The sequence below is a fragment of the Paenibacillus sp. MMO-177 genome, from assembly GCF_037147795.1.
GTDB lineage: Bacteria > Bacillota > Bacilli > Paenibacillales > Paenibacillaceae > Pristimantibacillus.
The window spans coordinates 650,646-667,494 of sequence record NZ_JBBCUR010000003.1; the positions used below are offsets into that span (position 1 = coordinate 650,646).

Annotated in this window: 19 protein-coding genes and 1 other RNA gene; 7 read left to right on the forward strand and 13 right to left on the reverse strand. The window is 49.6% G+C overall.

The window, feature by feature from the left end:
• Positions 1-6: 6 nt before the first annotated feature.
• Entirely contained in the window at positions 7-813 is an 807-nt protein-coding gene (locus WFK81_RS14350; RefSeq protein ID WP_336787082.1) for a GTP pyrophosphokinase, read from the reverse strand.
• 17 nt (positions 814-830) lie between these two features.
• The gene (locus tag WFK81_RS14355; RefSeq protein ID WP_336787083.1) at positions 831-1,928 is read right to left on the reverse strand and encodes a quinone-dependent dihydroorotate dehydrogenase; all 1,098 of its coding nucleotides are present in this window, start codon (positions 1,926-1,928) and stop codon (positions 831-833) included.
• A gap of 173 nt (positions 1,929-2,101) precedes the next feature.
• Between WFK81_RS14355 and WFK81_RS14360 the strand changes: the two genes are divergently transcribed.
• Positions 2,102-2,242 carry a hypothetical protein gene (locus tag WFK81_RS14360; protein ID WP_336787084.1) on the forward strand — a complete coding sequence of 47 codons (141 nt, stop codon included), beginning with the start codon at positions 2,102-2,104 and terminating at the stop codon, positions 2,240-2,242.
• Positions 2,243-2,316: 74 nt separating this feature from the next.
• Here the strand turns inward: WFK81_RS14360 and WFK81_RS14365 are convergent, their stop codons facing one another.
• Together WFK81_RS14365 and WFK81_RS14370 are read right to left on the reverse strand one after the other, a co-directional pair.
• Entirely contained in the window at positions 2,317-2,553 is a 237-nt protein-coding gene (locus WFK81_RS14365; protein WP_132304246.1) for a ferredoxin, read from the reverse strand.
• A 140-nt stretch (positions 2,554-2,693) separates the two neighbouring features.
• Positions 2,694-3,962, reverse strand: a complete 1,269-nt coding sequence (locus tag WFK81_RS14370; RefSeq protein ID WP_336787085.1) for a DNA polymerase IV — start codon at positions 3,960-3,962, stop codon at positions 2,694-2,696.
• Positions 3,963-4,136: 174 nt separating this feature from the next.
• Between WFK81_RS14370 and cimA the strand changes: the two genes are divergently transcribed.
• Positions 4,137-5,753 carry a citramalate synthase gene (gene cimA / locus WFK81_RS14375; protein ID WP_336787086.1) on the forward strand — a complete coding sequence of 539 codons (1,617 nt, stop codon included), beginning with the start codon at positions 4,137-4,139 and terminating at the stop codon, positions 5,751-5,753.
• A gap of 50 nt (positions 5,754-5,803) precedes the next feature.
• Here cimA and WFK81_RS14380 read toward each other — a convergent pair whose 3' ends face one another.
• Complete coding sequence (locus WFK81_RS14380) at positions 5,804-6,337, reverse strand: TlpA family protein disulfide reductase (RefSeq protein WP_336787087.1); 534 nt, start codon at positions 6,335-6,337, stop codon at positions 5,804-5,806.
• A 129-nt stretch (positions 6,338-6,466) separates the two neighbouring features.
• Here WFK81_RS14380 and WFK81_RS14385 point away from each other — a divergent pair, with 129 nt between their 5' ends.
• Together WFK81_RS14385 and WFK81_RS14390 are read left to right on the forward strand one after the other, a co-directional pair.
• Positions 6,467-7,672 carry an MFS transporter gene (locus tag WFK81_RS14385; protein ID WP_336787088.1) on the forward strand — a complete coding sequence of 402 codons (1,206 nt, stop codon included), beginning with the start codon at positions 6,467-6,469 and terminating at the stop codon, positions 7,670-7,672.
• Between the two features lie 59 nt (positions 7,673-7,731).
• Positions 7,732-8,163 (forward strand): M67 family metallopeptidase, encoded by a 432-nt coding sequence (locus WFK81_RS14390; RefSeq protein WP_336787089.1) that lies wholly within the window; start codon positions 7,732-7,734, stop codon positions 8,161-8,163.
• Here the strand turns inward: WFK81_RS14390 and WFK81_RS14395 are convergent.
• The 3 genes from WFK81_RS14395 to WFK81_RS14405 are packed head-to-tail and all read right to left on the reverse strand — an operon-like array spanning position 8,149 to position 11,367.
• Entirely contained in the window at positions 8,149-8,883 is a 735-nt protein-coding gene (locus WFK81_RS14395) for a 3'-5' exonuclease (RefSeq protein ID WP_336787090.1), read from the reverse strand. The two genes, WFK81_RS14390 and WFK81_RS14395, sit on opposite strands and share 15 nt — an antisense overlap.
• Positions 8,884-8,900: 17 nt before the next feature.
• Positions 8,901-9,968, reverse strand: a complete 1,068-nt coding sequence (locus WFK81_RS14400) for a DUF294 nucleotidyltransferase-like domain-containing protein (RefSeq protein ID WP_336787091.1) — start codon at positions 9,966-9,968, stop codon at positions 8,901-8,903.
• Between the two features lie 40 nt (positions 9,969-10,008).
• Positions 10,009-11,367, reverse strand: a complete 1,359-nt coding sequence (locus WFK81_RS14405) for an ammonium transporter (RefSeq protein WP_336787092.1) — start codon at positions 11,365-11,367, stop codon at positions 10,009-10,011.
• Between the two features lie 343 nt (positions 11,368-11,710).
• Between WFK81_RS14405 and WFK81_RS14410 the strand changes: the two genes are divergently transcribed.
• Together WFK81_RS14410 and WFK81_RS14415 are read left to right on the forward strand one after the other, a co-directional pair.
• On the forward strand, positions 11,711-12,151 hold the full coding sequence (locus WFK81_RS14410; RefSeq protein WP_336787325.1) for a MerR family transcriptional regulator: 441 nt from the start codon (positions 11,711-11,713) through the stop codon (positions 12,149-12,151).
• Between the two features lie 52 nt (positions 12,152-12,203).
• Positions 12,204-12,890 (forward strand): zinc metallopeptidase, encoded by a 687-nt coding sequence (locus WFK81_RS14415; protein ID WP_015843741.1) that lies wholly within the window; start codon positions 12,204-12,206, stop codon positions 12,888-12,890.
• A gap of 70 nt (positions 12,891-12,960) precedes the next feature.
• Here WFK81_RS14415 and WFK81_RS14420 read toward each other — a convergent pair whose 3' ends face one another.
• Both WFK81_RS14420 and WFK81_RS14425 read right to left on the reverse strand, forming a co-directional pair.
• Entirely contained in the window at positions 12,961-13,878 is a 918-nt protein-coding gene (locus WFK81_RS14420; RefSeq protein ID WP_336787093.1) for a LysR family transcriptional regulator, read from the reverse strand.
• Positions 13,879-13,910: 32 nt separating this feature from the next.
• Complete coding sequence (locus tag WFK81_RS14425) at positions 13,911-14,558, reverse strand: rhomboid family intramembrane serine protease (protein ID WP_336787094.1); 648 nt, start codon at positions 14,556-14,558, stop codon at positions 13,911-13,913.
• A 99-nt stretch (positions 14,559-14,657) separates the two neighbouring features.
• Between WFK81_RS14425 and tpx the strand changes: the two genes are divergently transcribed.
• Complete coding sequence (tpx, locus tag WFK81_RS14430) at positions 14,658-15,176, forward strand: thiol peroxidase (RefSeq protein ID WP_336771633.1); 519 nt, start codon at positions 14,658-14,660, stop codon at positions 15,174-15,176.
• A gap of 67 nt (positions 15,177-15,243) precedes the next feature.
• Here the strand turns inward: tpx and WFK81_RS14435 are convergent, their stop codons facing one another.
• From WFK81_RS14435 to WFK81_RS14445, 3 genes are all read right to left on the reverse strand, one after another.
• Positions 15,244-15,627 (reverse strand): DUF1499 domain-containing protein, encoded by a 384-nt coding sequence (locus WFK81_RS14435; RefSeq protein ID WP_336787095.1) that lies wholly within the window; start codon positions 15,625-15,627, stop codon positions 15,244-15,246.
• A gap of 156 nt (positions 15,628-15,783) precedes the next feature.
• Positions 15,784-15,966: non-coding RNA, 6S RNA (gene ssrS / locus WFK81_RS14440), on the reverse strand.
• A gap of 51 nt (positions 15,967-16,017) precedes the next feature.
• A complete protein-coding gene (locus tag WFK81_RS14445; RefSeq protein WP_336787096.1) occupies positions 16,018-16,803 on the reverse strand; it encodes a YesL family protein in 786 nt (261 codons plus the stop codon).
• Between the last annotated feature and the right edge of the window lie 46 nt (positions 16,804-16,849).

Here is a 16,849-nt window from a genome sequence, read left to right on the forward strand (position 1 = left end):
TGATCCTCAGTTCGTATGGTTGTTTTTCTTCGCGCGAAGGATCGCCGATTCAATATCCAGCGACAGCTGCTTGAGACCGTACAGATCCTCCTGCTCAAACAGCTCGTTGAATTTCATTTGGAACTGCGCCGCTTCTCTCACCCTGTGGTAGAAATACAAATCCTGAATGGAACTGAGCACGGTAGAGACAACGTTGGAGCGCTCCTCGAAGTCGCGCTGCGCATCCAAAATTTCGTGGCGGATGCTCGACATCTCCGTATCCAGCAGAAAAGCCGCTTCGGCCGCTTTCTTCAACCGTTCGCGTACGTCCTCAGGCAAGCTTTCCTTATATTTATAATTCAGCGAATGCTCAATCGTAGCCCAGAAATTCATCGCAAGCGTGCGAATCTGAATCTCGGCGAGCACGAATTTTTGACCAAGCGCCGTTTGTACCGGATATTCCACAATCATATGGTAACTGCGGTAGCCGCTGTCCTTGTAATTCGTAATGTAGTCCTTTTCGTAGACCAGCTTAAGATCCCTCCGGGTTCGGATAAATCCGGCGACACGGTGAATATCGTCCACGAATTGGCACATGATCCGGATGCCCGCGATATCCTCGATGCCTTTTTCCAGCTGATCGGCAGGCACGCTAAGCCGCTTCGCTTTCTCCAGTATGCTTGACACTTTCTTGACACGACCGGTAACGAACTCGATCGGAGCATACGCCTCTCGCATCTTAAGCTCCACCCGCATCGTCTTTAACTTCACTTTCAATTCTTCAACTGCTTGCTCATAAGGCTGTAAAAAAAGATTCCAATCTCTTCCATCCATCCGGCCGCCTCCTGTTCCTATCGATGATCTGCGCCCACTGCCTCCGATATATTACGGTAGCCGTCTTTACGCAATCGTTCTTTTAAGCCGTTCGTCAGTTCTCGGAGTACTCCCGGACCTTTATAGATCAACGCGGTGTAGATTTCGACGAGCGAGGCTCCGGCGCGGATTTTATCGTATGCGTCATCCGCCGTAAAAATTCCGCCGGATCCGATAATCGGAAGCTTGCCTTCCGTAAGCCGGTATACAGCCCTAACCACCTCGGTCGAGCGCTCGCGCAGCGGCGCTCCGCTAAGTCCGCCCGTTTCCTTGGCATTAGGATGATTAAGCCCTTCCCGGGAAATCGTCGTATTCGATGCAATAATGCCCGCTACGCCGCTGTCTTTAATCGTCGAGACGGTAAGCTCAAGCTGCTCGTCCGTCATATCAGGAGCAATCTTCACCAGAACCGGCTTTGCTTTACTACCTAATTTCGACGCCTGAAGCCCGATCTCCTCCAACACTTCGCCAAGAAGCGTGCGCAGCTCATCGCCATGCTGAAGGGCGCGCAGATCCGGCGTGTTCGGGGAACTGATGTTGACGACAAAGAAGTCGCCATACGGATATAACACTTGTATGCAGGAACGGTAATCTTCGTGAGCCCGTTCATTTGGCGTTGCTTTATTTTTACCGACGTTGACGGCAATCGGGATCCGGTTAATCTTGCGCTGCGAAAGCTGGCGGGCCATCGCTTCCGCGCCTTCATTATTAAAGCCCATCCGGTTTATAAGCGCTTCGTCGGAAGGCAAACGGAAGAGCCGCGGCAGTTCGTTGCCCGGCTGTCCTTTAGGCGTTACCGTTCCTACTTCGGCAAATCCGAAGCCGATGCTGGAGAAGCCGTCTGCGGCTACGCCGTTCTTGTCCAGACCGGCAGCAAGTCCAACCGGATGAGGGAAGTGAATGCCAAACAGATCTACCGCGAGCTCCGGCGAATCGGCCACGCCGTACATGGCATGCAGCATGTTGTTCATGCCCGGAACGCGTCCGGCTGTATGCAGGCCGTCAATGACGAGATGGTGAGCCTTTTCGGGATCCATTTGGAAAAAAACCGGTTTAAGAATAGAAGAATAAAGCAAGATTACACACTCCGTTTCAAGTTTCTGTCCTACCTGACAGTTTATCTTTTTTATAAGAAAAAGAAAAGGGCGACGCTCTCCGGCAAGTCCTTCCGGATATTGCAGCAGAACAAGAAACCGTTTACAATGTGGGTGTATGGTATTCATTTTTCCCATGGAAAGGTTGATTGACGATGAGCACTGCCAAACGGAAAGCTCCCGCTATGAAACAGAAGCCAAAAGAAGAGGTAAACGTCAAGGCGCTCGCCTGGATCGGTTCGATCGTGGTTGTTGTTATCGCCGCCGTTGCCGTCCTTCTCGTCCTCAATCAATAGCAATACGCAGACGCGCAAAAAAACTCCATGCTCTCAGCGGAAGCCGAGGACGCATGGAGTTTTATTATGACAGCTTACATATTAAACGGTTCGTCCGCAATCTTGATCGAATCTGTAGGGCAGCCGTCGCAAGCATCTTGCAGATCGTCGTACAGATCTTCAGGAATTTCTGTATTACCATGGTTGCCGTCGTTTCCGAAAATAACTTCGGCAATACCCTCGTCGTCGTAATCGTAAATATCTGGTGCCGTAGCGCCGCAAGCTCCACATGCGATACAGGTGTCTTTCTCTACCCATGTAAATTTAGCCATTGGTATTCCCTCCCACAAAAAAATAGACATAAAAATGCTTCTGCAAACGTCGTTACCGCTCGCCATCATTAGTTTGAACCTTCACTCATCAATATATAACAAACCGCCAACCTTGGCAACAAGCTATGCCCATGCAAATGTTACAATTCGTCCTTTTGGAGAGAAGTACCGCGCAATCGCTTATTGCGAATAAGCACGGACGGATCATCCCCCAGCATCCCCGCCGTAAGCACCGCATTCTCGCCAAATTTATCCCGCAGCACATCCATCGTTTTGGTTAAAGCTTCCTTGCGCGGCTGCTCCTTGTAATCGAACAAATCAAGCTGAACGGCAGTCTCTTCCTCCGCGGAAAGATTTTGCAGCGTAACCCCCAGGAGGCGGGCAGGGTCGCTTCCTTTCCAATGCTCATCAAACAATCTGCAGGCCTCATGATAGATCACGTCCGTCGAATGCGTAGGGGCGCGCAGCGTGCTGGAACGCGTTATAGTGGCCATATCCGGCTTCCGGATCGTAATCTGGACCGTTTGGGCCATCAGCTTCTGCCGCCGCAGCCTGCGGGCCGTCTGATCCGCCAGATTCAGCAGGATCCGGTGGGCATCTTCCCTGTCCGTTACGTCATAAGGCAGCGTTGTGGTGTGCCCGATTGATTTGCTTTGCTCACGGTCCGCGCGCACCTCGGATGGATCAATGCCGTGGGCGGCCGACTTCATCCACGAGCCGTAGGTTCCGAACTGGCGGATCAACAATTCCTCGTCCGCCGCTGCAAGCTGACCGATTGTCCGGATGCGCAGCCTCTCCAGCTTATCCGCCGTTTTCTTCCCGATGCCATGCAGCACATCGCACGGTTTATTCCATAACACTTGGGGGACATCCCGCAGCCGCAGCACCGTCAGGCCATTCGGCTTCTTCATATCGGAAGCCATTTTGGCCAACAGCTTATTAGGCGCGACCCCAATCGAGCATGGCAAATTCCACTCATCCGCAATCCGCTTTTGCAGCGCTTCGGCGATTTCAAGAGGCGAGCCAAAGATTTTGGAACCCGTAATATCCATATAACATTCGTCGATCGATATCGGCTCCACAAGCGGCGTATATTCCCTCGCGATCTTCATAAACCCGCGCGAATATTTGCGGTACAAGTCAAAGTCCGGCTGGATGATAATCAGATGGGGACAAATCCGCATGGCCTGCCTCACGGTCATCCCCGTCTTGATTCCTATGCTGCGCGCGGCATAGGAACAGGTAACGATAATGCCTTTGCGGAGCTCTACGCTTCCGGCCACAGCCGTCGGCTTTCCTTTATATTTCTCTGGTTCCTCCGCTTCGTGAACGGAGCAGTAGAATGCATTCATATCCAAATGAAGAATGACGCGCCCTTTGGCCGGATAATCCTTGTGTACGTCAGCCATAGCCTTTATTCACCTTCCTACTCCTCCCAGCATACCGCCCAGCGGGAAGGTGCGTCAAATCCTATGGAAGCGTTAAAAAAATTCCTTGCTCCTCTCTACATTCTAATCAACAAGTGTTATAATAGTTAATTATATTTTGTGTAGGCGATCAGTGAAAAAGGAGGCGTCCCGGCTATGACAACATCGATAACAATATTTGATACTACGCTGCGCGACGGTACGCAAGGCGAAGGGATCAGCCTGTCAGCGGATGATAAGCTCAAAATTGCTCAAAAACTTGACGCTCTCGGCGTTCATTATATTGAAGGCGGGAATCCTGGAAGCAACGGCAAGGATATCGAGTTTTTCGAACGGGTTAAAAGTTTGAAGCTTCAATCGAAAATTACGGCATTCGGCAGCACGCGCCGTAAGTTTAGCCAGGCTGACCAAGATTCTTCCCTCGTGCGCATTGCGGAATCCGGAGTACCGGCGGCTACGCTGGTAGGCAAATCGTGGGACTTCCACGTGCACACGGCTTTGCAGACAACGCTGGAAGAAAATTTATCCATGGTTTACGATTCCATCGCTTTCTTGAAGCAAAGAGGCATGGAAGCCTTGTTTGATGCCGAGCATTTCTTCGACGGCTACAAAAACAATCCGGAGTATGCGGTAGCGGTATTGCGCAAAGCACAGGAAGCCGGCGCGGACTGGCTGGTGCTCTGCGATACGAACGGAGGCACTTTGCCGGGTGAAATCCACGAAATCGTGAGCCGCATCCGTCAGGAGCTGACGGCACCTATCGGCATACATACCCACAATGACTGCGAGCTGGCCGTAGCCAACTCCCTGGCAGCCATTCAAGCGGGTGCGCGTCAGGTGCAAGGCACGATTAACGGTTACGGCGAACGCTGCGGCAACGCAAACCTGTGCTCGATTATTCCGAATCTTCAGCTTAAGATGGGATATGATGTACTTCCGGAAGAGAAGCTTCGGACCCTAACCGGCACTGCTCGTTATGTAAGCGAGATTGCGAACGTAAACATGCCGGTCGGCCAAGCCTATGTCGGCAACGCCGCATTTGCCCACAAAGGCGGCATTCACGTATCGGCTATCATGAAAGACTCCAAAACGTACGAGCATATCCAGCCTGAGCTTGTCGGCAACAAACAGCGCATTCTCGTATCCGAGCTTGCCGGCCAATCGAATATTATTTCGAAGGCGCAATCGCTTGGACTGGATGTCAACGCCAACAATGAGCAGACCAAAGCGATTATGGATCACATCAAGGAACTCGAACACCAGGGCTATCAATATGAAGCCGCAGACGCTTCCCTTGAATTGCTTCTCCGCCAAGCGTTTGGCGAGCCGGTTGAAGTTTTCAAGGTGGAATCGTTTAAGATTCTTGTTGAGAGCGGCGCGAAAGGTCAAATGAACTCGGAAGCCATCGTTAAGCTGAACGTAGACGGTCAGCAGGTATATACGGCTGCGGAAGGCAACGGTCCGGTTAACGCGCTGGACAATGCCTTGCGCAAAGCACTGGTGCAGTTCTATCCGAAGATCGAAGAGATTCACTTGTCCGATTACAAGGTTCGCGTATTCGACGAGAAGGATGCAACTGCCGCCAAGGTACGCGTTCTGATCGAATCCTCCAATGCGGAGAGCACCTGGAGCACCGTAGGCGTGTCCAGCAACGTTATTGAAGCGAGCTGGGAAGCGCTTGTTGACAGTATCCGTTATGCTTTGCTTAACATGGAAAAGTCAACAACAACGTCTTTCGACAATATCGAACGTATTGGCGTTGTAAACCATTAACAATAGAAAACGCCCGGCAGATGATCTGCCGGGCGTTTTTTTTAGTTTATTCAGCTGTACTGCTCGATCAGCCTCTCCCATTCGTCAATCGTAATAACGCCGTTAATCCGTTCGCGGATGACACCGGAGGAATCGATCAGGAAGGTTGTCGGGAATGTATCTACCTTGTACGTATTGGTCACGTCCCCTTTCCGATCCATCAGGATCGGGAAAGTAAACTCATGATCGTCGACAAACTGCCTCGCGGCTCTTTCCTTATCGAACTTTGTGGCATTTACGCCGTAAAAAGCGATTTTATCTCCGTATTTTTCATACAGCTTCTGCAAATCCGGCGCTTCCAGCTCGCATGGACCACACCAGGAAGCCCAAAAATTCACAAAGGTTAGCTTGTCCTGCTTCCCTCCAATTGCGTAATTCTTCTCGTCCAGCCCCGGAAGCTCGAAAGTTACCGCCTCGGAACCGGCTTTTGGTTTAAAGTCGGATGCCGCTGCCGTAACGCTTGATTCGTCCTTGGATACGTATTGATACACCGCTAAACCAGCCAGTACAAATGCGGCGATAAACAGCATCGTAGCGCGCTTCATGGTGTCCCTTCTTTCTTCTTCATTTCTAGATTATGCCTATCGTAACACGGCGAGGAATGGAAGCTCAAGCTGGGGGGCACATTAGCCATAAATTCGTCAATGTCACCTAGATCGGAGGACTCCTTATTTATGGCCGAACACAAATGGCTGCAGTATATCGCTTTTGCTTCCGTCCCGCTCGTCCTGGTGCTCGGCAATTCCATGCTTGTCCCGATTTTGCCTGATCTTGCTAAAAAGATGGAGATTTCCGAGCTGCAATCCAGCCTTGTTATCACTTTATTTTCGGTCAGCGCCGCTATTTTCATACCAGCGATTGGTTATTTGTCGGACCGTTTCCGACGAAAAATCATTATCATCCCTGCGCTTGCCGTATATGGGGCTGCAGGGATACTTGCAGGCTTCGCAGCCATCTGGGGCACCTACTGGCTCCTTGTTGTCGCCCGCGTGATACAAGGCCTTTCCGCGGCCGGTACTGCCCCTATTGCTATGGCTTTGGTTGGGGATATGTACAAGGATGGAGAGGAAAGCGAAGCGCTTGGAATTGTCGAAGCCTCCAACGGAGCCGGCAAGGTTGTCAGCCCGATCCTTGGCGCTTCGCTCGCACTAATTGTCTGGTATGCGCCGTTTTTTGCGTTTCCAGTATTTTGCGCCGCATCGCTGGCTGCCGTATGGTTCTTCATCAAAGAACCCGAATCGGAATCCGAACCGCTCAAGCTAAAGCAATATTTGTCAGATATGAAAAAGATATTCAAGGAAAAAGGCCGTTGGCTCATTACCTCCTATTGTACCGGCGCTCTAGGATTATTCCTCCTGTTCGGCGTGCTGGTATACCTGTCGGACATACTGGAGAAGCCTCCTTACTCTATAGACGGGGTTTTGAAAGGATGCATTCTGGCGATTCCGCTCCTTGGCCTTGTTGTTACGGCTTATTTGACCGGTCACAACATTAAAAAAGACGGCAAAAAAATGCGCCGTTTTATTCTGATCGGATTATCGCTTATGAGCGCGGCTCTGATCGGTTGTTTGTTCAGCTATTGGCTCATTTATGTTTTTATCGGTTTTATTACATTAAGCAGCGTTGGCACGGGATTGCTTCTTCCTTGTTTGAATACATGGATTACTGGTTCTGTAGACCGTTCTCACCGCGGAATTGTAACTTCCTTTTACAATAGTTTACGATTTTTTGGTGTTGCGGCCGGGCCTCCCCTGTTCAGCTGGCTTGCCGATCGTTCCGTAACCGCGTTGTTTATTCTGCTCGCTGTACTCGCGATTGCGGCCCTCATCTTCGCAATAAAGCTGCTGCATCCGGAGAAAACCTCAAATCCGGCTAGCTAACCCCTTCCTGCACCTAGTATAATGAGCATTATCCTTCAGGAAAGGAATAAAAAAAACCGATGCCATCCATCGCGATAACTCATTTTGCCTATAACCAATTAATTGAGTTCTGCCGGCAAGAACTGCCTCGTGAGGCTTGCGGAGTCCTTGTGGGCGCCGCAGCCACTTCGAGCAGTCCGGCAACGGTTACTCATATACATTCCATAACAAATGTACACGAGGATCCCGTTCGCTCGTTCCGTTTTCACCCGGGGGAATGGGTATCCTTATATTACGGCATACAAAAAAACCGACAGTCACTTGTCGGTTTTTTCCACTCCCATCCAACTTCATCGGCTGTCCCTTCCAAACGGGATTGGCTTGGCCTGCCGGTCTCCGATGATCTGATCTCTTATTGGATTGTTTCGATGCCGGGCGGTCCCGCACCAGTCGTCCAGCCCTTCCGGATGGATGGACAGACCTTCCGCCCTCTTCCTCTAATGTTTGCTTAGATAGGCGTACAGGTCCCCTAAAGTCGTAATGTTCCGGTCTAAAATCCGGACAAGGAACTTCTGCCACAGCTTTGCGGTCATCATGGAATCCTGCAAGGCATGGTGACGCTCGGCAATCGGAATTCCAAAGTCCTCCAGGAGATCGTCAAGCGCATAGGAAGCCCGCTTCGGCTCCAGCCATTTGGCAACCAGCATGGTGTCCAATACCCGGTGATTCAAGCTGACCTTGGATGTCCGCCATAACGCTGCATTCAAAAACTGCTTATCATGTCCCGCGGCATGCGCGATAAGCAGCCTTCTGCCGATAAACTCCATGAAGTCGTGAAGAACCTGCATCAGATCAGGTGCATCCAGCACCATCTCGTTCGTAATACCGGTCAAATCTATGATTTGCCTTGGAATTCGGCGTTTCGGATTGACTAGACTATAGAACTGCCTGGATTCGTTTAGCTCAAGACCCTTCATGTGGACCGCGCCAAATGAAATAATCTCGTCGCCATTCGAAGGATAGAACCCGGTCGTCTCCAAGTCGAAAACAACAATGTCCAGCTCCTTCAGAGGCGTATCCAGCATGGACTGCTTGCGCTGCTCCTTGTTGATGGAACGGATAAACGCCATTTGCTGCGCATTCTGCGAGCCAAGCATAGAGGCAAGGGCGGGCGTAAAGCCTCCCATTTTATACAGGTTCCACATCCGTCCGACGCCTTTTGGTTCCTTCATTCCCTTTCATCACCGCCTTACATGAGCCTTCCCGTTGTCCGTTTAAATACCTTGCGCTGGAGCTTCTTCCCGGTTCTCAGCGCGCTCTTCAGCTCTTCGGTCATTTCTCTCGACAAGCTTCGGCTGGAGAGCTTTCCGTTATTGGCGTACAGTCCGCCCTCATTCTGCTCCGTTGTCATTAACCGAAGCCGGAGAAAGAGAAGGAATGCCTGCTCATAGGCCGCAGCTTCCTCCGATGGCAATTGTTCGTGAAGAGCAAGCGTGCGAATTCGCGAAAGCGTTGACGTATCTCGGATACCCGCTTGAACAGCCAATAGCCGAATTGCGTTTACAAGGGGAATATAAGCCCCGTATTTGATGTCCAGACTGCCCGCATCCGATCCGTATTGTTCCTTAAGCAAATGACCGAATAATCCGAGCAGCACTTTATGGCGGATCGTGTTATCAAGCATTCGTCTCGTAATATTCGGATGCTCTATGACATTATTGAAATAATGATCTCTCAGTTCAAAAGCAAGACGATGATCGCCATAGACCGACCGGCCGTCTGCCATTATTAACAAGTACCGAACGGCTTCCCAAGCCGGTTCATCGAACCAGCCATTCAGCTTGACCTTCCATTCGGTTAACGACATGCACCATTCCGGATTGTTGCTCAGCACATTGCCTTCGCATAGCGGATAACCGGACTGGTGCAACATCGAGACGATGATTGAGGTTAATTGCTGAAAATAAGCCCTGGTTTCCTCCGAATCGCTTGCGGGATCCTCAAAAACAATACCGCTGTCCTGATCACTCGACAGCGTCTGCTCCTGACGTCCTCCGCTGCCGAACAATAGATACGCGTAAGGCACGGGGGGAGAACCCCTCCCCGACCGTGCCATTTCCGCTTCCGCTAGTATGACCGAGCGGCATATGAGTGAATCATGCAGCTCATTTAATTGTTCGTTGAATTGTTCGACCGGACTCTTCTGGAGGATACCTTTCATATGCTCGTGTACTTGATCCCGCAAACTGCGCAGTACATTCACGTTATCGGCCTTGCCGATTTGCTTCAGAAGCTGCACACGTACCGGATCGCCCATCCGCCGCCTCTCCCCTCAGGTCAGTCCAACAAGCCTTGCCTTAACCTTGGATGCCTTGACCTTTTTTAAGTTGCTCAGGATAACCATAAGCGCCGTGCTCACTCAGGTCAAGACCGATAATCTCTTGCTCTTCCGTTACGCGGAAGCCGATTGTTACTTTAATGAGGAAAAGAACCAGGAACGATGCCGCAAGGACAAACGCGCCGCATACGAGAACCGACAGCGCTTGAACGCCCAATTGGTGCCAGCTGCCTGTGTCGATCAGACCGCCTTGGCCGACGCCGACTTTTGTAGCCAATTCGTCCGTTGCGAAAATACCGTTAGCGAGCGTACCCCAAATACCAGCAGCGCCGTGTACGGACATAGCATAGATCGGATCGTCCACTTTGATTTTCTCGAAAAACTTCGCGCTGTAGAATACAAGCACGCCTGCTACCAGACCGATCACGACAGCAGCCCAAGGCTCTACGAATGCGCAAGATGCCGTAATTGCAACGAGACCGGCAAGAGTACCATTCAGCATAGTCGTAATGTCCGCTTTGCCGTTAACCGCCCAGGAGATCAGAAGGGCTGCTACTGCGCCGGCGCCTGCACCCAGCATGGTAGTAAAGCCTACATAACCAAAGAAGCCGTCGCCGATTGCAAGTGTAGAACCGGCATTGAAGCCGAACCAGCCAACCCAAAGCAGCAATACGGAAAGTGCCGTAAATACTTGGTTATGTCCGGAAATTTCGTTAGCGGAGCCGTCTTTGTTGTATTTGCCGATGCGCGGTTTCAGAAGTACAGTTGCCGCGAATGCGGCAATAGCGCCGGACAAGTGAACTACCGTCGAACCCGCGAAGTCTTGCGCGCCGTCTTTTGCGAGCCAGCCGCCGCCCCAGATCCAGTGAGCCACGATAGGATAGATAACGCCGATAAAGATAATGGTAAAGATAAAGTAGGAAGACAATTTAGCGCGTTCCGCGAAGCCGCCCCAAGCGATGGACAGCGATACAACTGCGAAAGCCAATTGGAACAGGAAGAACAATGTAGTAGGAAGTCCGTCGTCTACGCTAATAATAGAAGGATCGAACAGGAAATCGCCAAATCCGATAAATCCGTTAATCGAGCTGTCGGCGCCAAATGCGAAGCCGTAACCAACTGCCCAGTAAATCAATGCCGCAAGCCCTGCCGTGAAAATCGTCTTGCCGGCAACGTGGCCTGCGTTTTTCATTCGGGTGGAGCCTGTTTCCAAGAGGATAAAACCGCCTTGCATGAGCAACACGAGCACGAAGGCTACCATTACCCACAGCGAGTTAATTCCCATGTTAAGTGATCCTGCAGTTGGGTCATCGGCAAACGCCATTGCCGGGAATACCAAGCATAATGCAGCTAAAGTTAACACCATTTTCTTAATCAATACGACCACTCCCTTAATGTGATGTTTACTAACATGTTAGGAAAGACTTAATGTCATTATAGTCAGGAACACCTAATTTGACAATATATATTCTTCTGAATTAGAAAAAAAATCTAACGTTCGTGTCTCAAAACGAAAGGAATGTTAAGTTTTTTCACAAATCAGCTAGGGAATTGGTTCTAGACCCTCTATATTCTTCGCATTTTGAATCTACGACTTTGGAATCAGAATCTACGAACCTTCAATAAAGAGGCGAAATTTGTACATTCATGTAACACGTTTGACTGTACGGTTGGTTTCCGATTATGATTAGAGGACAGTATTATAGAAAGAAGGTGGAGAGATTGGGGATACGCAGCTTTATCGCATAGGCGAGCTCGCGAAATTAGCGGGTGTCAGCCCACGGACAATTGATTATTACACCTCAATGGGCCTATTAGAACCGTCGGAACGTTCCGCCAAAAATTATCGATTGTATCATGATGAAACTTTAGTCCGGCTCAAACGTATCGAACAAATGAAGAACGAAAAATATACGCTAGACGAAATCAAGGAAGCTTTGGACGGCTGGAGCAAGGTTACGCCCGAGGAGCAAGTGTCTCAGAAGCTGACGGATCTACAGCATCATCTATCCCAGCTGGAACGCGAAGTGAAGGAGCTGGAGCCGGTGATCAAACAGCTGAAACCGAGACAAGCAAATCGGTTGTACACGCGCTTGATGCCGCAAACCGCAGCCTGTATCGAGGCATTAATGCTTCTTATTAACAAAGGACCATTTATGTAAGCATATGTCCCATCGATACATTCCTTGACCACTCTTATGGAGGTATGATCACATGTTTTTCCACCCTATGGACTTCCTTATCCTGATTGCCTTCGGTTTATCCATCTGGGCTCAGTTTCGGGTCAAAGGAACGTTCAACCGCTGGGCCGGCGTACAAACAACGTACGGTTTGACCGGTTACCAGGCCGCAAGACGCATGCTGGATGCCAACGGCTTGCATGACGTTCCGATTGAGCCCGTGCGCGGCACCTTGTCGGACCACTACGATCCGATTCACCGCGTTGTAAGATTATCCGAACCTGTCTATTACGAAAGCTCGATTTCCGCTGTTGCGGTTGCCTGCCATGAGGTTGGGCATGCCATTCAGCACAAAGTGCATTACCCTATGCTGGTGCTTCGCCACCGGATCTTCCCGGTCGTTAACATCGCATCCGGCATTGCACCGTTCCTGCTGATTGCCGGCTTCCTGTTCCATGCGATGAACCTTGTAGGCCTAGGCATCATTTTCTTCTCCGTTGCGGTTGCCTTCCAGGTCATTACCTTGCCGGTTGAGTTCAACGCAAGTAACCGGGCACGCGATTTGATGGTTGCCGAAGGTTTTATTACGAACGAAGAAGAACGCGGCGTTGCGAAAGTGCTCAACGCGGCCGCACTCACTTATGTGGCAGCAGCGCTGATCTCCTTGCTGGAGCTGGTTAAGTACATTATGATCTTCACCTCATCGAACAATGATGACTAATCGACATAACGATTCAACAAAAAAGCTGTCCCAATCGTCACTCTGACGATAGGACAGCTTTTTTTCTCGTTTACGTCTCTTTGTTTCCCTGTTTGCCTTCAAGCCCATTAAAGTATCTTAAGAGGAAACCGTGAAACACTTTGGCGACAAGCGGCATCTTCTCGTTCGAACGGTGAATGATGCCGATATTCCGCGTTACTTGCGGAGTTCTTATTCGAACCTTCGCCGATTGCAGTACGCCCGCATGATACAAAGCCATCTCCGGCAGCAGGCTTACCCCCATTCCGGCTGCAACCAAACCGCGAATAGTCTCCGTCTCCTCTCCCTCAAAGCCGATCTTCGGGGTAAATCCGGCCTCCTGGCAGGCTTCCCATACGATTGGCCGAAGCGAGTAGCCTTCACTGAACATTACAAAAGTATCCTCTTTCAGCTGCAGCAAATCAATCTCCCGCTCACCTGCAAGCGGATGGTTGGGAGGTAGGATGGCAAACAACTCTTCAGTAAGCAAAACTTCGCCGCAGACCTGCTCATGCTCATCCGGAAAAGGCGAGATAAAGGCGAGATCAATCTCGCCTTTTACCATATCGCGAATCAAGGAAGGGTACATACCCTGACGGAATCGAAATTTGACATTAGGATGAAGCTTGCGGAAGGCCGCGACCACTTGGGGAACAACCGATACCCCAAGGCTGTGCGGGAAGCCCAGACGGATTTCCCCTTTCTCCGGATCCATAAATTCGTGAATTTCCACGACTGCCCTTTCTAAATCGTCAAGGATCACTTCCGCGCGTTTAAGAAACAGCTGACCTACCGGCGTCAGCTGCAGATTGCGCCCTTTCTGCAAAAACAGCTTCACACCAAGCTCTTCTTCAAGCTGATGGATTTGACGGCTGACCGCAGATTGCGCAACATGCAGCTCTTCAGCCGCTTGCGTCACATGTTCTTTTTTGGCAACCTTCACAAAGTAATAAAGCTGTCGTAGTTCCATAATGTCTCCAATCTCTCCCGTACATCCTGATTCTAATTCACGCGCCGTCTCTTCGTCATAGCGCGGTCCAATAAGCCGTAAAGCAAAAATCCTGCAACTCCTCCTCCAACATGCCCAAGCAGGCTCACGCTAGGCACAATAACCGAGAAGACCAGACCAAAGCCAAGAATCGTGTAAACCGTTTTTCTCGAGCCCTGGTCAAGCCATGCTTTGCGGAAGATGGCAATATAGAGAAACGCTCCAAAAACCCCGTATATCGCTCCGGAAGCCCCGGTAGACAAATATATCGTCCGTTCATCCCCAAACAGACCATGCACCGCTCCGGTCAACAAATTCGCGATTATTCCGCATAATAGATAAAACACGGCATATTTCACCGGCTTTAACAACCGCTCCAGCGGCGGCGCAAATACAAGGATCGAAAACATATTAAAGAAAATATGCTGAAAGCTTGAATGCATGAACATCGAGGTTATAATCCGCCATGGTTCCTTTAACCCATAAGGATTGTCCTGCATATTGCTGACAAACCCGCCTGACCGCATTAAATGATAATTGTCGTTAATATCCCCCGTCACGGCGATTACAATAAAATAAATGAGATTAAGCGCAATGATCACGGAAGTAACCGGAAAGGCGCGCAAATAACCCCGAAAGCTTTCGTATCTTAAAAAAATCATTACTCATCACTCCTTCCAACCATTGGACAACGCCGATTCATAAAGCTTATAATATAACCTGTTACAAACCTTAAACGTGAGAAGGAGGACATATCCATTATGTCACAAGAACGCACTGGCGTTGCCGCATTTAAAGGCAATCCTATTACATTAATCGGACCGGAAGTAAAAGTTGGAGATCAAGCTCCGGATTTCACAATCAACAAATCGCTTGTTGACTCCGTATCCTTAAAAGATTTCGCAGGTAAAGTAAAATTGATCAGCGTTGTTCCTTCGATCGATACAGGCGTATGCGATGCGCAAACGCGTCGTTTCAACGAAGAAGCCGCTTCGCTTGGCGACAACGTAATCGTGCTGACAGTAAGCGTTGACACTCCTTTCGCGCAATCCCGCTGGTGCGGTGCGGCAGGCGTAGACAAAGTCGTTATGCTGTCGGACTTCAAATCGCATGACTTCGGTCAAGCTTACGGCGTGTACATAAAAGAATTCGGTCTCGATATGCGCTCCATCTTCGTTATCGACGCAAACGATAAAGTACAATACGTCGAATATCTGTCCGAAATGACGGAACATCCAAACTACGAGCAAGCGATCAACGCGGTTAAAGCTCTCGTATAATTTACGCGTAAATAAAGCGAGTGAAGGCTTACCTTCCTCGCTTTTTTATTTATTATGTGATTCCTTCTTATGCTTTAAAAGCTGCAAGCTTCTTGTCCAGCGTCCGGTAAATATCAAGAATAACCCGGTAATTGGAGCCAAGATCGCCGAGTGAGCCTTTGGAAGCGGAATAAATATCAACTGCCGAGGTAACGGGATTCACGCCAATAACGGTTACCGTAATATCCATTGTACGCCCCGTCATCGTACGTTTCTCCAGGACAATCTCCCCAACTGACTTCACTTCGTGGAGCAGCTTGTAGCCCTGCATCTTTTTCAGGGTGGACAGAACTTCCTCCCATGCTTTTTCCTTCGAAAGCTTATAAATATGTGATTTGAGCAGTGGGTCTTTAGCTTTATCGCCCGTCGCTTCGTGACTGCGAAGCAGTCCGATTAGAGTGCGCTTCAACAACGATGATCTCCCCCTCTAGCATCTATGTACATCATTATAATTGTAGCATGTTTATATGCATGAAAAAAGTCCATAAACAGGTTTCAACATACAAAAGCAGTTCCTTGATCATCCAGCAAGGATAACCAAGGAACTGCCGGTCACTATAATGGCAAGAAAAAACCCGCGAATGCCGTCCGACTTACATGCTTCTGAACCCGCTCTCGCAGGTGGGTGTCCGCAGAAACGTTTTTGAGATCCCCTTTAGAGGGCTTGTCAGCCGCGTTTCAATGTTGGTCTCCCTAGAAACAGCCATTGGTTCAAAACAACGAAAAGCCGAAACGAACATCGCAGGATGTATTGCTATTATAGACGTAAATCCGGCAAAAGTAAACTTCGCTCTGCTTGCAATTACTGGTTCCGGTCTCTCTCCGAATCCGTAAGCTCCGCAAGCTCGTTCTCCTGCTCTTCCGCTGCCTTCTTCTTCTCATTCTCCATCTGATCCTGAAGCTTGCGGTAGATCAAGTGGAAATTCCAGAACGACAGATAAGCAATGACACTACCCATGAAGAACGGAATAAGGAACGTATATTGCGTGCTGAAGTACATCACCGCCGCGGCCATAATCGCCGTCGAGAACGAACGGATCGGACGTCCGATCGTAATCAGAATCGCGTTTTTCAGCAATTGAAACGTTTTCATATGATAGTGCACAAGCATCGAGAAGAAGTTGAATAAGGAAACAACGAGAAGCAGGCAGATCGCCAGGTACAAATACGAGAACAAATTGAATTTATCCTGGTAAACAATAAAATCAATAATCATGATGCCAAGTATAAGCGAGTAGAAAATGCCGCCAACCATACTTTGCAAATAGTTCTCTTTGTAACCGCGGAAGAACGTTTTGAACATAGGTACATCGACTTCGCCCATCACCCATTTGCGCGCAATCGTAAACATGGCTGCCGTAGCCGGGAACAAGGTGAATGGCGCAATGACCGCCATCATAATTAATGTAGCATACACCTGACTTGTAATCGCAGAATCAGATGCATTCGCCGGGGCTGCAAGAAGTCCGCTCCAAGCGATAAATACAAACGGAATCGAACATACCAGCCATAAGATGTTAATGACCGCTAGACGCATTATCCATTCGGAAATCCGATACAAACCGCCAACAAGGCCTTTTGGTTCCATTTGATTCGCCCCTACCCTAATAGAATGATTATGAAAAAAGGGGAAG

Excerpts from the sequence above, each read along its gene's own strand:
- WFK81_RS14400 (WP_336787091.1), bottom strand. The coding sequence starts at position 9,968 with ATGGGCGATCCGGTACGTGTGCAGCTTCTGAAGCAAATCGGCAAGGCC.
- WFK81_RS14365 (WP_132304246.1), bottom strand. The coding sequence starts at position 2,553 with ATGGCTAAATTTACATGGGTAGAGAAAGACACCTGTATCGCATGTGGA.
- tpx (WP_336771633.1), top strand. The coding sequence starts at position 14,658 with ATGTCACAAGAACGCACTGGCGTTGCCGCATTTAAAGGCAATCCTATT.
- WFK81_RS14390 (WP_336787089.1), top strand. The coding sequence starts at position 7,732 with ATGCCATCCATCGCGATAACTCATTTTGCCTATAACCAATTAATTGAG.
- cimA (WP_336787086.1), top strand. The coding sequence starts at position 4,137 with ATGACAACATCGATAACAATATTTGATACTACGCTGCGCGACGGTACG.
- WFK81_RS14385 (WP_336787088.1), top strand. The coding sequence starts at position 6,467 with ATGGCCGAACACAAATGGCTGCAGTATATCGCTTTTGCTTCCGTCCCG.
- WFK81_RS14415 (WP_015843741.1), top strand. The coding sequence starts at position 12,204 with ATGTTTTTCCACCCTATGGACTTCCTTATCCTGATTGCCTTCGGTTTA.
- WFK81_RS14380 (WP_336787087.1), bottom strand. The coding sequence starts at position 6,337 with ATGAAGCGCGCTACGATGCTGTTTATCGCCGCATTTGTACTGGCTGGT.
- WFK81_RS14420 (WP_336787093.1), bottom strand. The coding sequence starts at position 13,878 with ATGGAACTACGACAGCTTTATTACTTTGTGAAGGTTGCCAAAAAAGAA.
- WFK81_RS14395 (WP_336787090.1), bottom strand. The coding sequence starts at position 8,883 with ATGAAGGAACCAAAAGGCGTCGGACGGATGTGGAACCTGTATAAAATG.
- WFK81_RS14360 (WP_336787084.1), top strand. The coding sequence starts at position 2,102 with ATGAGCACTGCCAAACGGAAAGCTCCCGCTATGAAACAGAAGCCAAAA.
- WFK81_RS14425 (WP_336787094.1), bottom strand. The coding sequence starts at position 14,558 with ATGATTTTTTTAAGATACGAAAGCTTTCGGGGTTATTTGCGCGCCTTT.
- WFK81_RS14370 (WP_336787085.1), bottom strand. The coding sequence starts at position 3,962 with ATGGCTGACGTACACAAGGATTATCCGGCCAAAGGGCGCGTCATTCTT.
- WFK81_RS14445 (WP_336787096.1), bottom strand. The coding sequence starts at position 16,803 with ATGGAACCAAAAGGCCTTGTTGGCGGTTTGTATCGGATTTCCGAATGG.
- WFK81_RS14350 (WP_336787082.1), bottom strand. The coding sequence starts at position 813 with ATGGATGGAAGAGATTGGAATCTTTTTTTACAGCCTTATGAGCAAGCA.